The sequence below is a fragment of the Citrobacter sp. CK194 genome (assembly GCF_030333395.1).
In the GTDB taxonomy this organism is placed as follows: Bacteria; Pseudomonadota; Gammaproteobacteria; order Enterobacterales; family Enterobacteriaceae; genus Citrobacter_B; species Citrobacter_B koseri.
Window position 1 is genome coordinate 332,310 of record NZ_JAOWGA010000015.1, and the last position, 14,815, is coordinate 347,124.

The following is a 14,815-nucleotide window of genomic DNA, read 5'->3' on the forward strand; positions in this document are numbered from 1 at the left end:
CGATCGTGCGAACACGCTTCCAGACATTTTCATTGATTGCAGTAACTACACGGTAAATCAGGAAACAGGTACGCAAAACGCAATAAACTGACGCAAAAAGTGTGACAAAGGCTACGTCACATAGCGGCGACGTGTATAATAAGCTCGTATGTAGGCTCTCTTTCGATAATCACATACATAAGATACTCATGGCTCAAGGCACGCTTTATATTGTTTCTGCCCCCAGTGGCGCGGGTAAATCCAGCCTGATTCAGGCGTTGTTAAAAACCCAACCGTTGTATGACACCCAGGTTTCTGTTTCACACACCACGCGCGCGCCGCGTCCGGGTGAAGTGCATGGCGAGCATTATTTCTTTGTCGATCATCATGAGTTCAAAACCATGATTGGCAGAGATGCGTTTCTGGAGCACGCTGAAGTGTTTGGTAACTATTACGGCACATCGCGTGAAACCATTGAGCAAGTGCTGGCAACGGGTGTGGATGTTTTTCTGGATATCGACTGGCAGGGCGCGCAGCAAATTCGTGAGAAGATGCCGCAAGCGCGCAGTATCTTTATTTTACCGCCGTCCAAAATTGAGCTGGACCGCCGCCTTCGCGGGCGCGGTCAGGATAGCGAAGAAGTAATCGCAAAACGTATGGCGCAAGCTGTTGCAGAAATGAGCCATTACGCCGAATATGATTACCTTATTGTGAATGATGATTTCGACACCGCCCTGGGCGATCTGAAAACCATTATTCGCGCCGAACGTCTGCGCATGAGCCGCCAAAAGCAGCGTCATGACGCTTTAATCAGCAAACTGTTGGCAGACTGAACCCACTTTCAGTATTATGCCCAGTCATTTCTTCACCTGTGGAGCATTTTAAATATGGCACGCGTAACTGTTCAGGACGCTGTAGAGAAAATTGGTAACCGTTTTGACCTGGTACTGGTCGCCGCGCGTCGCGCTCGTCAGATGCAGGTAGGCGGCAAGGACCCGCTTGTACCGGAAGAAAACGATAAAACTACCGTAATCGCGCTGCGCGAAATCGAAGAAGGTCTGATCAACAACCAGATCCTCGACGTCCGTGAGCGCCAGGAACAGCAAGAGCAGGAAGCCGCTGAATTACAAGCCGTTACCGCTATTGCTGAAGGCCGTCGTTAATCACAAAGCGGGTCGCCCTTGTATCTGTTTGAAAGCCTGAATCAACTGATTCAAAACTACCTGCCTGAAGACCAGATAAAACGTCTTCAGCAGGCGTATCTCGTTGCACGTGACGCTCACGAGGGTCAGACACGTTCAAGCGGTGAACCCTATATCACGCACCCGGTTGCGGTAGCCTGTATTCTGGCCGAGATGAAACTCGACTATGAAACGCTGATGGCTGCGCTGCTGCATGACGTGATTGAAGATACTCCTGCGACCTACCAGGACATGGAACAGCTTTTTGGTAAAAGCGTTGCAGAGCTGGTAGAAGGGGTATCCAAGCTTGATAAGCTTAAGTTTCGCGATAAGAAAGAAGCGCAGGCTGAAAACTTTCGCAAGATGATTATGGCGATGGTGCAGGATATCCGCGTCATTCTCATCAAACTTGCCGACCGCACTCACAACATGCGCACGCTGGGCTCATTACGCCCGGATAAACGTCGCCGCATCGCCCGTGAAACCCTTGAGATCTACAGTCCGCTGGCGCACCGTTTAGGTATTCATCACATTAAAACCGAGCTGGAAGAGCTGGGTTTTGAAGCGCTGTACCCAAACCGCTATCGCGTGATTAAAGAAGTGGTAAAGGCCGCTCGCGGCAACCGCAAAGAGATGATTCAAAAAATCCTCTCTGAGATCGAAGGACGTTTACAGGAAGCAGGCATTCCGTGTCGCGTGAGCGGGCGTGAAAAGCATTTGTACTCTATCTACTGCAAAATGGTGCTCAAAGAGCAGCGTTTTCACTCCATCATGGACATCTACGCCTTTCGCGTGATCGTACATGATGCCGATACCTGCTATCGCGTACTCGGCCAGATGCACAGCCTGTATAAGCCGCGTCCGGGGCGCGTAAAAGACTATATCGCCATTCCCAAAGCGAACGGCTATCAGTCTTTACACACTTCGATGATCGGCCCGCACGGCGTTCCGGTTGAGGTACAAATCCGTACCGAAGACATGGACCAGATGGCGGAAATGGGGGTTGCAGCGCACTGGGCTTATAAAGAGCACGGTGAAACCAGCACCACCGCGCAAATCCGCGCCCAGCGCTGGATGCAAAGCCTGCTGGAGCTGCAACAGAGCGCCGGTAGCTCGTTTGAATTTATCGAGAGCGTTAAATCCGATCTCTTCCCGGATGAGATTTACGTTTTCACACCGGAAGGGCGCATTGTTGAGCTGCCTGCCGGTGCCACGCCGGTCGACTTCGCCTATGCCGTACATACCGATATCGGTCATGCCTGCGTAGGCGCGCGCGTCGACAGGCAGCCATACCCGCTGTCACAGCCGCTTACCAGCGGTCAGACCGTCGAAATTATTACCGCCCCTGGCGCACGCCCGAATGCGGCATGGCTTAACTTTGTCGTCAGCTCAAAAGCTCGCGCCAAAATTCGCCAGCTGCTGAAGAACCTCAAGCGTGATGATTCCGTCAGCCTGGGGCGCCGTTTGCTCAACCATGCCCTCGGCGGCAGCCGTAAACTGGCTGAAATCCCGCAGGAGAATATCCAGCGCGAACTGGAGCGTATGAAGCTCGCAACGCTGGACGATCTGCTGGCGGAAATTGGTCTGGGCAATGCGATGAGCGTGGTGGTGGCGAAAAATCTTCAGCAAGGCGAAGCCGCCGTACCTGCCACAACGCAGTCCAATCATGGGCATTTGCCGATTAAAGGCGCGGATGGCGTGCTGATCACCTTTGCGAAGTGCTGCCGCCCGATTCCAGGCGACCCGATCATTGCGCACGTCAGCCCAGGTAAAGGGTTAGTGATCCACCATGAATCCTGCCGCAACATCCGTGGTTACCAGAAAGAGCCAGAGAAGTTTATGGCTGTGGAATGGGACAAAGAGACGGAGCAGGAGTTCATCACCGAAATTAAGGTGGATATGTTTAACCACCAGGGGGCGCTGGCCAACCTGACGGCGGCAATCAACACGACGACCTCCAATATTCAGAGTCTGAATACGGAAGAAAAGGATGGTCGCGTCTATAGCGCCTTTATTCGCCTCACCGCGCGTGACCGTGTTCATCTGGCGAATATCATGCGCAAAATCCGCGTGATGCCGGACGTGATAAAAGTCACCCGTAACCGAAACTAGTTTTATGAACTTACAGCGTTATGCGCGTATCTGCGAGATGCTCGCCAGGCGTCAGCCTGATCTGACGGTCTGCATGGAGCAGGTCCACAAACCTCATAATGTCTCGGCGATCATTCGCACCGCCGACGCAGTAGGTGTACACGAAGTTCACGCCGTCTGGCCGGGCAGCCGTATGCGCACCATGGCGTCGGCGGCAGCGGGCAGCAATAGCTGGGTACAGGTGAAAACCCACCGTACCATCGGCGATGCGGTCAGCCATTTGAAGGGCCGGGGCATGCAGGTTCTGGCGACTCATCTCTCTGATAAAGCTGTTGATTTCCGCGAAATCGATTACACGCGCCCAACCTGCATCCTGATGGGGCAGGAGAAAACCGGCATCACCCAGGAAGCCTTAGACCTGGCGGATCAGGACATCATCATCCCGATGATCGGCATGGTGCAGTCACTTAACGTTTCCGTCGCTTCCGCTCTGATTCTCTACGAAGCGCAGCGCCAGCGGCAGAACGCCGGCATGTACCTGCGTGAAAACAGCATGCTGCCGGAAGACGAACAGCAGCGCCTGCTGTTTGAGGGCGGCTATCCGGTGCTGGCGAAAGTCGCTAAACGCAAGGGCCTGCCCTACCCTCATGTAAACATGCAGGGTGAGATCGAGGCCGACGCCGCCTGGTGGTCCACGATGCAGGCGGCAGGGTAATCACATGAAAGGCCGTTTGCTGGATGCCATCCCGCTCAATTCCTTAACCGGCGTTGGCGCGGCGCAAAGCAGCAAACTGGCGAAAATTGGCCTGCACACCGTGCAGGACCTCCTGTTGCACCTTCCCCTGCGTTATGAAGATCGCACCCATCTTTACCCGATTGGCGAACTGCTGCCGGGCATTTACGCCACTGTTGAAGGCGAAGTGCTGAACTGCAATATCACCTTCGGCGGTCGCAGGATGATGACCTGCCAGATTAGCGACGGCTCCGGCATTCTCACCATGCGCTTTTTCAACTTCAGCGCGGCAATGAAAAACAGCCTGGCGACCGGGCGGCGCGTACTGGCCTATGGTGAAGCCAAACGCGGGAAGTACGGCGCGGAGATGATTCACCCTGAATGCCGCGTGCAGGGCGATCTCAGCACGCCGGAGCTTCAGGAAACGCTCACGCCCGTTTATCCGACCACCGAAGGCATTAAGCAAGCCACGCTGCGTAAGCTCACCGACCAGGCGCTGGACCTGCTTGATACCTGCGCCATTGCCGAGCTTCTGCCGCCTGAACTTGCGCAAGGAATGATGAGCCTGCCGGAAGCCTTGCGCACGCTGCATCGCCCACCACCGTCGCTACAGCTTAGCGATCTGGAAACCGGGCAGCATCCGGCGCAGCGACGCCTGATTCTGGAAGAACTACTGGCGCATAACCTGAGCATGCTGGCGCTGCGTGCCGGCGCGCAGCGTTTTCACGCCCAGCCGCTTAGCGCGAACGATTCACTGAAGAATCAGCTGCTGGCCGCATTGCCGTTCAAACCAACGGGTGCGCAGGCGCGCGTGGTGGCGGAGATCGAACGCGACATGGCGCTCGATGTGCCAATGATGCGTCTGGTGCAGGGCGACGTCGGTTCCGGTAAAACGCTGGTCGCCGCGCTGGCTGCGCTACGCGCCATTGCGCACGGCAAACAGGTGGCGTTGATGGCGCCGACAGAACTGCTGGCCGAGCAGCATGCCAGTAACTTCCGCAACTGGTTTGCACCGCTTGGTATTGAAGTGGGTTGGCTGGCAGGTAAACAGAAGGGGAAAGCGCGCCTGGCGCAGCAGGAAGCCATCGCCAGCGGGCAGGTACAGATGGTGGTCGGCACCCACGCGATTTTCCAGGAGCAAGTGCAATTTAACGGGCTGGCGCTGGTGATTATCGATGAACAGCACCGCTTCGGCGTCCATCAACGCCTGGCGCTGTGGGAAAAAGGTCAGCAGCAGGGGTTCCACCCGCATCAGTTAATCATGACCGCAACGCCGATCCCCCGCACCCTGGCAATGACCGCCTATGCCGATCTCGATACCTCCGTGATTGATGAGCTACCGCCGGGTCGCACACCTGTCACTACCGTTGCCATCCCGGACACCCGTCGTAGCGATATTATCGATCGCGTCCGCAATGCCTGTACCCAGGAAGGCCGCCAGGCATACTGGGTCTGTACGTTGATTGAAGAGTCGGATTTGTTAGAAGCCCAGGCTGCGGAAGCGACATGGGAAGAGCTCAGGCTCGCCTTACCGGAGTTGAAGATTGGTCTGGTTCATGGGCGAATGAAACCCGCAGAGAAGCAGGCGGTGATGGCGGCCTTTAAGCAGGGTGAGCTGCACCTGCTGGTCGCAACAACGGTGATTGAAGTCGGGGTGGATGTCCCCAACGCCAGCCTGATGATTATCGAAAACCCGGAACGGTTAGGTCTGGCGCAATTACACCAGTTACGTGGACGCGTGGGCCGTGGCGCGGTGGCCTCCCATTGCGTACTGCTCTACAAATCACCGCTCTCGAAAACCGCGCAGAAGCGCCTTCAGGTCTTACGGGACAGCAACGACGGCTTTGTGATTGCGCAAAAGGATTTAGAGATTCGCGGCCCCGGTGAACTGCTGGGCACGCGTCAGACGGGTAACGCCGAGTTCAAAGTGGCGGATTTGCTGCGCGATCAGGCCATTATCCCGGATGTTCAACGCATTGCCCGTCACATTCACGAACATTATCCGCAACAGGCAACCGCCCTGATTGAACGCTGGATGCCCGAAACCGAGCGTTATTCCAACGCCTGATAACCCCCGCCCGAGACCGTTTGTAAAATTTATAAATGCAATCGTTTGCTTTTACCATCTGGTCAGATAAAATCACCGCTTTTCCACCATGGGATTGCCTCTGATGTCTGTTAACACCGTCGAGTCGGCAAATGCGCAACCGGTTGCGCAGACGCAAAACAGCGAACTGATTTACCGTCTTGAAGATCGCCCGCCACTCCCTCAAACCCTGTTTGCCGCCTGTCAGCACCTGCTGGCAATGTTCGTCGCGGTCATCACGCCAGCGCTGTTAATCTGCCAGGCGCTCGGTTTACCGGCACAAGATACTCAACACATTATCAGTATGTCGCTGTTCGCCTCCGGTGTGGCCTCAATTATTCAAATCAAAGCATGGGGGCCGGTCGGTTCAGGGTTGCTATCTATTCAGGGCACCAGTTTTAACTTTGTCGCCCCGCTGATTATGGGCGGCACCGCGCTGAAAACCGGCGGAGCGGACGTCCCCACCATGATGGCGGCGCTATTCGGCACGCTGATGCTGGCAAGCTGCACCGAGATGGTTCTCTCCCGCATACTGCATCTGGCGCGCCGCATTATCACACCGCTGGTCTCCGGCGTGGTGGTGATGATTATCGGCCTGTCGCTGATCCAGGTGGGTTTAACATCCATTGGCGGCGGCTATGCCGCAATGAGCGACAACACCTTTGGCGCGCCCAAAAACCTGATGCTGGCAGGCGTTGTACTGGCGCTGATCATCCTGCTTAACCGCCAGCGCAACCCTTACCTGCGCGTGGCTTCGCTGGTGATCGCGATGGCGGCAGGCTATCTGCTGGCCTGGTTTATGGGGATGTTGCCGGAAAACACCACACCGGCAACACAAGACTTAATCATGGTGCCCACGCCGCTGTACTACGGTCTGGGCATTGACTGGAACCTGCTGCTGCCGCTAATGCTGGTCTTTATGATCACCTCACTGGAGACCATCGGCGATATCACCGCCACCTCCGATGTCTCCGAGCAGCCGGTCTCCGGGCCGCTGTATATGAAGCGTCTGAAAGGCGGCGTGCTGGCTAACGGCCTGAACTCCTTTGTTTCCGCCGTGTTCAATACCTTCCCCAACTCCTGTTTCGGGCAGAATAACGGCGTGATTCAGTTGACCGGCGTGGCCAGCCGCTATGTCGGCTTTGTGGTAGCGCTGATGCTGATCCTGCTCGGCCTGTTCCCGGCAGTAAGCGGCTTTGTGCAGCACATTCCTGAACCGGTGCTCGGCGGCGCCACGCTGGTGATGTTCGGCACCATCGCCGCTTCCGGCGTGCGTATCGTCTCCCGTGAACCGCTGAACCGCCGCGCTATCCTGATTATCGCGCTGTCGCTGGCTGTCGGCCTGGGCGTTTCTCAGCAGCCGCTGATCCTGCAATTTGCGCCAGACTGGGTGAAAAACCTGCTCTCCTCCGGCATTGCCGCTGGGGGCATCACCGCTATCGTTCTGAACCTGATTTTCCCGCCAGAGAAACCGTAAGCGAAATGCGGCGATGATCGACAATCATCGCCGCTGTAACGCTCTTTCACCATTCCCGCCTTGAGGATTGCGCGTAAATCGTGCATAACTCAGATGTGTGCACTTCGCGGGATGGAAGACCATGAAATTTATTGGAAAGCTGATTCTCTACATATTGATTGCCCTTTTGGTGGTGATCCTCGGTCTCTATTTTCTGCTGCAAACCCGCTGGGGCGCGGAGCATGTGAGCGCCTGGATATCAGAGAACAGCGGGTACAGCCTGACATTTGATGTCATGGACCACCGCTTCTCCGCACCGTCCCACGTTTTGCTTGAGAACGTTACGTTTGGCCGGGATGGCCAGCCCGCCACGTTAGTCGCGAAAACGGTGGATATCGGCCTGAGCAGTCGCCAGATAACCGATCCCCTGCACGTCGACGCCATCCTGTTGCAGGACGGCACGCTTAATATCTCCCCGCAGACCGCACCGCTTCCTGTTCAGGCTGACCGCCTGCAATTACAGAACATGGCGCTTAACAGCCCGGGCGGTGAGTGGAACCTGAGCGCTCAGCGCGTTAACGGCGGCGTGGTTCCCTGGCGTCCCGAAGCGGGCAAGGTATTGGGGAATAAGGCGCAGATACAACTCAGCGCTGGTTCGCTCACGCTGAATGATGTTCCCGCGACCAACGTGCTGATTGAAGGCAGCATTGATAAGGAACAGGTAATCTTAAGCAACATTGGCGCAGACATTGCGCGCGGCGCCTTAACCGGCGTGGCGCGACGCAACGCGGACGGCAGTTGGGTGGTGGAAAATCTGCGTCTGAACGACATCCGGCTGCAAAGCGATAAATCGCTGACCGACTTTTTTGCCCCGCTTACCGCTATCCCGTCTCTGCAAATTGGCCGTCTTGAAGTGACCGATGCCCGCCTGCAAGGCCCGGACTGGGCAGTAACCGACCTCGATCTCAGTTTGCGCAACCTGACGTTCAGCAAAGATGACTGGCAGACGCAAGAAGGCAAACTGTCGATGAATGCCAGCGAGTTCATCTACGGTTCGCTGCATTTCTTCGATCCCATTCTGAATGCCGAATTCTCACCGCAGGGCATTGCGCTACGCCAGTTCACGACCCGCTGGGAAGGCGGTATGGTCAGAACATCCGGCAACTGGCTGCGTAATGGCAAAGCGCTAATCCTCGACGATGCCGCCATTGCCGGGCTGGAATACACGCTGCCGGAAAACTGGAAGCAGCAGTGGATGAAACCTCTGCCTGGCTGGTTAAACAGCCTGACGCTGAAAAAATTCAGCGCCAGTCGCAACCTGGTGATTGATATCGACCCGGCTTTCCCGTGGCAACTCACCGCGCTGGATGGTTATGGCGCAAATCTGGGACTGGTGCAGAACCATCAATGGGGCGTATGGAGTGGGAACGCAACGCTTAACGCGGCAGCCGCGACGTTTAACCGAGTGGACGTGCGTCGCCCCTCCCTGGCGCTGGCGGCAAACAGCAGCACAGTTAACATCAACGAGCTGAGCGCATTTACGGAGAAAGGGCTGTTAGAAGCCACGGCCAGCGTTTCACAACTCCCCCAGCGCCAGACAAAAGTCAGCCTGAACGGACGCGGCGTGCCAATGAACGTCTTGCAGCAATGGGGATGGCCTGCGCTGCCCATTTCCGGCGACGGCAACATCCAGCTTACCGCCAGCGGTAATATCCAGGCGGACGCCCCACTGAAGCCAACGGTAAACGGCCAGTTGCACGCGGTAAACGCCGATAAACAGCAGGTGACGCAAACAATGCGGGCAGGCGTTGTGTCAGGAGCGGAAGTCACGCAACCACAGCCTGCGCAATAGTGTGTTTTGCCCGGTGGCGCTACGCTTACCGGGCCTGTGACAGGTTTTCTCACGAAACGTCGCATGAACGTTATGCGTACTCATAATTCCCAAAAGATATGAAAACAGGTAACTCATGGATTTTGTGAAGATTTATATGAAACCGATCATGGTAAGGCGAAAGGCTGATGAAAAAAGTGAGAGGGGGGATGTGGAAACCTTGAGAAAGTAGCTATAATGCGCCCCGCCTCCATGTAGCAATGTGGGCGCGGAAGATCGTCGTCTCCGGTGAGGCGGCTGGACTTCAAATCCAGTTGGGGCCGCCAGCGGTCCCGGGCAGGTTCGACTCCTGTGATCTTCCGCCAAAATTCTTCCGCCGCCATCCGAGAAAGTCTTAAAATCCTTTATTTTCAAAATAGATAGTTAATCACTCATCCGTAACCGTCCGACAAGTTCTCCCTGAATCCATGAAAAATATGTATAGTGATGTGTATAGATTTTTTATACACATTTTTGACTTATACACATGCCACTATCAGACATACAAATTAAACGAGCAAAGCCCCAAGATAAGCCCTACACATTGAACGATGGGCAAGGCCTGTCATTACTCATCAATCCAGACGGCTCAAAGGGCTGGCGCTTCCGCTTTCGTTTTGCCGGTAAAGCACGGCTAATGTCATTTGGCAGCTACGACCTTGTGAGCCTCGCAGAAGCTCGTGAGAAACGTGATGCAGCTCGTAGGCAGGTAGCAAAAGGCATAGACCCAGTGGAAGAACGTAAAGCCCAAAAACTGGCGCAGCAACTCTCAACAGAGAACTCATTCGAAGCCATATGTCGAGAATGGCACACCAACAAAGCTGACCGCTGGACAGTGGCCTATCGCGAAGAAATCATTAAGACATTTGAGCAAGATGTGTTCCCGTTCATTGGTAAACGTCCTATCAGTGAAATCAAACCGTTAGAACTGCTTGAAGTATTGCGACGAATAGAAAAGCGTGGAGCACTAGAGAAGACCAGAAAAGTGCGGCAAAGATGTGGTGAGGTCTATCGGTATGCGATCATAACTGGCCGCGCTGAATACAATCCAGCGCCTGATTTAGCTATCGCTCTGGCCGTTCCTAAGCAAAAGCACCATCCTTTTTTGTCTGCTGAAGAGTTACCTCATTTTGTTCGGGATCTTGAAGCGTATACCGGCAGCATCATCACAAAAAATGCGACTAAGATTGTTATGTTAACTGGTGTAAGAACACAGGAAATGCGCTTTGCTACTTGGGATGAAATGGATTTGGATAAAGGACTATGGGAGATACCAGCGGATAGAATGAAAATGCAAAGACCACACATAGTCCCTCTCTCTTCTCAAGTTATTCAATTATTTCTCCAATTGAAGCCAATAACGGGAAGATATCCTTATATATTCATAGGAAGAAATAACCGCAGCAAACCGATTAGTAAAGAAACAGTCACACAAGTTATAGAGTTGTTGGGTTATAAAGGACGAGCTACAGGGCACGGATTCCGACACACAATGTCAACAATACTTCATGAGCAAGGATTTGACAGCAAATGGATTGAACTGCAGTTAGCTCATGCTGATAAAAATTCCATTAGGGGGATATATAATCATGCACAATACCTTGAAAATCGTCGGATTATGATGCAGTGGTACAGTGATATGTTATATCCAACCTGAACACATCATTAATAGAAAAGCATTGTAAAATGTTTTATAATATATGAAATCAAATATTTTGGAGTTTACATGAAAAAGACAGTATTAATAACAGATCTTGATAATACACTTTTTGATTGGTTTAGTGTTTGGTACAATAGTTTTAATGCCATGTTGAACAAAGTGGTGGAAATTTCAGAAATACCTAAAGCTGATTTAATTGAACAAATCAGGCCTATTCATCAAAAATATGGCACTGCTGAGTATTCATTTATTCTTGAAAGCATCCCATTGCTACAGAAAAAATATGGGGACCGCGAGTCTATTAATTTAGCAATGGATGAGGCTATCCACGCTTTTAGAAGCGCAAGAAAAAAGCATTTAATGCTGTACCCTACAGTATTAGAAACTTTGAAAACCCTTAAAGAAAAAGGGTGCTTTATTGTCGCTTACACTGAATCAAAAGCTTACTACTCAAATTTTCGACTTACTAAATTGGGGCTTGATGGCATTATTGATGTTTTGTTTTCGCCAGAAGATCATGAAATACCAGATGGTGAGGAAAAACAGGTGAAATATAATCTTGTGCATACTAAACAAGAATATACTCCTAAAGATGAAATCAAGCCAAACCCTCAACTACTTTTAGATATTATTGCATCCATTGGGGCTGCTCCAGAAGAATGTGTTTACATTGGCGATAGTGAAATGAAAGACATTGAAATGGCGCAAAATGCCAATGTTAGTGATGTATTCGCCAGTTACGGAACTGGTCATTTTGAGGAAAATAAAGATGGTTATGATCTTTTACGTGCTGTCACACACTGGACAGATGAAGATGTAGAAAGAGAAAGAAAAATAAAAGAAAATGCCTCTGGTGCCAAACCAACTCATACCGTAGAAGTTTTCTCAGATATTTTATCTATTTTTGAATTTTCAGAATTTAAAGGAAATAAATAATGGCGATGACCGATGAGGAGAAATTTTTAGCCACGATTAATCTTGAAGCGCTAAAGCTCAAGGTTGACGTATGGAAGACAATTATTGATGTGCAAAAGCACTTCAATGATCTCGAAATGAAAGTTCGTAACTTTGGGATTCTTATATTATCAGCATTTATTGGTGCAATAGGTGTTAGCTTTAACTCAAGCTCAAGTTTAGTCATTTTTGGAGGCAGCTACTCAGTTGCGGGAATGCTTGCATTTGGAGCAGCTATTGTTTGGTTGCTTTTCTATTTTGTTGACGTCTATTGGTATCATCCATTATTACTCGGCGCAGTAAAAAAGGGATTGGCTATTGAAAAAGAGATCGGTGTAGATATTGTAAATATAGATCTTACTAAAACAATCGGTGACAATAGCCCTAGGGACATTCTCTTCTTTAAGAATGTTCACAGCACTACCAAGGCTAAAATATTTTATTTTGGTGTGTTGGCTGTCCTATTAATCACAGGAGGTTGCATGATGATTTTTAGCTCTCCAAGCAAAACCAACCCTTATGAGCAAATAAAAATAGAAGCTCAGTGCACCAGGAATATAAACTATAATGGTTATCAGTGTTCTTTTAACTCCTTGCCAGAAAGCGCCAACAAGAAACAAAATTAAATTTCTCATGTAAATATATTCTCGTGGAAATAAAAGTAATCTTCCATCTTTCTAATAATGCCGCACTTTAGCGGCATTATACTAATTCCCCCCCTCCGACTTAACGCCCTCTAAGCTCACACGATGAATAACCTCATATAATAAATTATTGCCATTATGACGCCCTGAGATCAGAAAAATAAATTAATGTTAAGCCGCTAGCGCGCAATGCTCTCCCCGCCCCGCCTGCCCGCTTAAGGGGGCGCATTTAACGCAGGTGCATGACCTGCCTCAGGGCGCGCCAGTGCTGGCGCTGGCGGGGGTTCCAGTATCGGTAAAACGCATGCAAAACCATGCACCTTATGCATGCATGGCTTTTTTAGGGGAAAAAGGCGGGATTTTCGTGAATTTTTGAAAGGACTACTGTGCGGCCAGCTCTGCGCGTCGGCGGGTGTAATTCAGGTTCTGTGCGGGTGTGAATTTTTCACGATTATCATCGCGCGAGGCCGCATCAGGCCTGAATCCGATGGCCGTTAAATTGTCATTATCCTGCGCCGAATAATTAATTTTTTCACCGGCGGCCAGCCAGACCTGCAGCGCTTCACGCAGATAGTCGAGTGAGTGCTGCATGACGCAGCGCTGAATGGCGGAATGCTGCCCGGAATAATTCATCAGCTCCGGGGCAAGGGCGGCGGCCAGCTCCGCGCCGTGCGCCTGCATAAAATCATTCAGCCGGTTACGGATGCTGATTCGCTGCACCTCCTCATGCGAGCGGATATAACGCCCGGCAGCCTGATTTATTTCCCACTTTTTCACGTCGATAATTTCGCGCAGGGTTTGCAGGCTCCGGCCGCTGTGGCCGTTACCGGCAAGCTGTTCACGGTACGCCTGTTCGGCCTGCTTCAGTTCATCCCGGCGTTGCAGCCAGGCGGATTTATTTGCCTGACAGGCCTCAAAGGCTTTCTGTAGCGTCAGTGTGGTCACGTATGTCTCTCCTGATGTCTGACCGTGCTCACGCACCGGCACGGTTAACGGTGGCCGCCGGTGCGGGTACAGGGATAACCGGCTCAGTAACCGGTGAACGGATAATCCCGTCAACGGATTCAAGCGTACGGAAGGTCGCCGAGCACTCGACGTTCACGCACTGGTGATAGCGCTGTTTGACGTTCTCAGACAGATAGCGACTGGTGCGGGCGTGCGCACTGGTTTTGCAGAACGGGCAGTGAAACATGCTTATACCTCCGCTTTTGTCTCGCCATTATCAGCCAGTTTTCTGGCGAGCATCATTCTCTTCGCCGGGCTGCGTAACAGCTCCATATCGACACCGTTAATCTGCGGCCGGTGCATGCCCGTCACGGACAATACCGGCTCCTGCTTCATATCGAAGTGATACAGGCTGCCCTGACGGCTCAGCGCATCGCGCAGCTCGCCGACGACAACGGACTGGGGTGCACTGTCACCCTGCATTTCGAGGGCGCGAATGCGCAGCAGGAAAGCACGAATGAGCGCGGCGGGGAGCGTGTTGACCGCCTGAGCCCATTCCGCACCGGCATAAGTGGTAAAGGCATCATCATGCGCTGACAGGTATTTACTGGCGGTCGAGCAGGCATTCAGCATGGCGCGTGTCCGGTCAGTTTCCAGCTCCGCAATCAGGCCGGTGAACTCGTCGGCCAGCTCGCGACTGGCGATACGCCTGCTGTGCTCAGCTTTCATTTCAGGGGTGAGATTGCCGCGCAGGGTGCGGAAGCGACTGCGCCAGTCCTGCTCCGCCTCTGCACTCTCACTGAGGGCGGTCTGCCGCTCCTGCTTACAGCGTTCAATGGACGTATCAATCTCTTTCAGTTCCTGCATGCTGGCTGCGTGCGTGTCTCTGGCCGCAGTGAATGCGCTCAGCTTGTCGGTGATGCGCTGGCTGCTCTCTGCTGACTGTTGAGAGGCTACATTCTGCAGGGCGGTAATGACTGTTTCGGGTTTCATGTTCAGGCTCTCCGTGTGTTCAACCTGAAATGATTCTGCCCTTCATGACACAACATCTCGATTCATTGCAGTTGTGGCAGTTCTGGCACAAACAGCACTCAAAACCCGGCTTGCCAGAGAAAGGTCTCAGCAAAACCTTACTCATCGTTTGTTTTTTTACTGATAACTGTTCACCACTGTTCACCATAAATAAAAGTATAAATAATACAGTAAGTTAAAGGGT

13 protein-coding genes and 1 tRNA gene are annotated in these 14,815 nt (G+C 52.4%); 11 read left to right on the forward strand and 3 right to left on the reverse strand.

Going from position 1 to position 14,815, the window contains the following annotated elements:
• Window positions 1-188 precede the first annotated feature (188 nt).
• From gmk to OGX80_RS07065, 11 genes are all read left to right on the forward strand, one after another.
• Window positions 189-812, forward strand: a complete 624-nt coding sequence (gene gmk, locus OGX80_RS07015) for a guanylate kinase (RefSeq protein ID WP_012135783.1) — start codon at window positions 189-191, stop codon at window positions 810-812.
• Between the two features lie 54 nt (window positions 813-866).
• Window positions 867-1,142: a DNA-directed RNA polymerase subunit omega gene (gene rpoZ / locus OGX80_RS07020; protein WP_000135058.1), complete on the forward strand. Its 276-nt coding sequence runs from the start codon at window positions 867-869 to the stop codon at window positions 1,140-1,142.
• A gap of 18 nt (window positions 1,143-1,160) precedes the next feature.
• Window positions 1,161-3,272: a bifunctional GTP diphosphokinase/guanosine-3',5'-bis pyrophosphate 3'-pyrophosphohydrolase gene (gene spoT / locus OGX80_RS07025; protein WP_058668291.1), complete on the forward strand. Its 2,112-nt coding sequence runs from the start codon at window positions 1,161-1,163 to the stop codon at window positions 3,270-3,272.
• Between the two features lie 4 nt (window positions 3,273-3,276).
• On the forward strand, window positions 3,277-3,966 hold the full coding sequence (trmH, locus tag OGX80_RS07030; protein WP_049011031.1) for a tRNA (guanosine(18)-2'-O)-methyltransferase TrmH: 690 nt from the start codon (window positions 3,277-3,279) through the stop codon (window positions 3,964-3,966).
• Window positions 3,967-3,970: 4 nt separating this feature from the next.
• On the forward strand, window positions 3,971-6,052 hold the full coding sequence (recG, locus tag OGX80_RS07035) for an ATP-dependent DNA helicase RecG (RefSeq protein WP_286471137.1): 2,082 nt from the start codon (window positions 3,971-3,973) through the stop codon (window positions 6,050-6,052).
• A gap of 103 nt (window positions 6,053-6,155) precedes the next feature.
• Entirely contained in the window at window positions 6,156-7,547 is a 1,392-nt protein-coding gene (gene xanP / locus OGX80_RS07040) for a xanthine/proton symporter XanP (protein ID WP_024131065.1), read from the forward strand.
• Between the two features lie 121 nt (window positions 7,548-7,668).
• Window positions 7,669-9,378 (forward strand): AsmA family protein, encoded by a 1,710-nt coding sequence (locus tag OGX80_RS07045; protein ID WP_112001397.1) that lies wholly within the window; start codon window positions 7,669-7,671, stop codon window positions 9,376-9,378.
• 249 nt (window positions 9,379-9,627) lie between these two features.
• Window positions 9,628-9,722, forward strand: a tRNA-Sec gene (locus OGX80_RS07050).
• A gap of 161 nt (window positions 9,723-9,883) precedes the next feature.
• Window positions 9,884-11,053, forward strand: coding sequence for a tyrosine-type recombinase/integrase (locus tag OGX80_RS07055; protein WP_097540736.1), 1,170 nt, complete (start codon window positions 9,884-9,886; stop codon window positions 11,051-11,053).
• 69 nt (window positions 11,054-11,122) lie between these two features.
• A complete protein-coding gene (locus tag OGX80_RS07060) occupies window positions 11,123-11,992 on the forward strand; it encodes an HAD family hydrolase (protein ID WP_097540737.1) in 870 nt (289 codons plus the stop codon).
• Entirely contained in the window at window positions 11,992-12,636 is a 645-nt protein-coding gene (locus OGX80_RS07065) for a hypothetical protein (RefSeq protein ID WP_206804992.1), read from the forward strand. Before OGX80_RS07060 ends, OGX80_RS07065 begins: the two co-directional genes overlap by 1 nt.
• A gap of 399 nt (window positions 12,637-13,035) precedes the next feature.
• Here the strand turns inward: OGX80_RS07065 and OGX80_RS07070 are convergent, their stop codons facing one another.
• The 3 genes from OGX80_RS07070 to sid are packed head-to-tail and all read right to left on the reverse strand — an operon-like array spanning window position 13,036 to window position 14,592.
• Window positions 13,036-13,599, reverse strand: coding sequence for a phage polarity suppression protein (locus OGX80_RS07070; protein ID WP_286471138.1), 564 nt, complete (start codon window positions 13,597-13,599; stop codon window positions 13,036-13,038).
• A 28-nt stretch (window positions 13,600-13,627) separates the two neighbouring features.
• Complete coding sequence (locus OGX80_RS07075; RefSeq protein ID WP_014830132.1) at window positions 13,628-13,846, reverse strand: ogr/Delta-like zinc finger family protein; 219 nt, start codon at window positions 13,844-13,846, stop codon at window positions 13,628-13,630.
• Between the two features lie 2 nt (window positions 13,847-13,848).
• Entirely contained in the window at window positions 13,849-14,592 is a 744-nt protein-coding gene (gene sid, locus OGX80_RS07080; protein WP_286471140.1) for a capsid size-determining scaffold Sid, read from the reverse strand.
• Window positions 14,593-14,815 lie beyond the last annotated feature (223 nt).

Bases quoted from the DNA above. Each gene is read 5' to 3' on its own strand.
- rpoZ (WP_000135058.1), top strand. From the start codon at position 867: ATGGCACGCGTAACTGTTCAGGACGCTGTAGAGAAAATTGGTAACCGT.
- trmH (WP_049011031.1), top strand. From the start codon at position 3,277: ATGAACTTACAGCGTTATGCGCGTATCTGCGAGATGCTCGCCAGGCGT.
- sid (WP_286471140.1), bottom strand. From the start codon at position 14,592: ATGAAACCCGAAACAGTCATTACCGCCCTGCAGAATGTAGCCTCTCAA.
- recG (WP_286471137.1), top strand. From the start codon at position 3,971: ATGAAAGGCCGTTTGCTGGATGCCATCCCGCTCAATTCCTTAACCGGC.
- OGX80_RS07065 (WP_206804992.1), top strand. From the start codon at position 11,992: ATGGCGATGACCGATGAGGAGAAATTTTTAGCCACGATTAATCTTGAA.
- OGX80_RS07045 (WP_112001397.1), top strand. From the start codon at position 7,669: ATGAAATTTATTGGAAAGCTGATTCTCTACATATTGATTGCCCTTTTG.
- OGX80_RS07055 (WP_097540736.1), top strand. From the start codon at position 9,884: ATGCCACTATCAGACATACAAATTAAACGAGCAAAGCCCCAAGATAAG.
- xanP (WP_024131065.1), top strand. From the start codon at position 6,156: ATGTCTGTTAACACCGTCGAGTCGGCAAATGCGCAACCGGTTGCGCAG.
- OGX80_RS07075 (WP_014830132.1), bottom strand. From the start codon at position 13,846: ATGTTTCACTGCCCGTTCTGCAAAACCAGTGCGCACGCCCGCACCAGT.
- gmk (WP_012135783.1), top strand. From the start codon at position 189: ATGGCTCAAGGCACGCTTTATATTGTTTCTGCCCCCAGTGGCGCGGGT.
- OGX80_RS07060 (WP_097540737.1), top strand. From the start codon at position 11,123: ATGAAAAAGACAGTATTAATAACAGATCTTGATAATACACTTTTTGAT.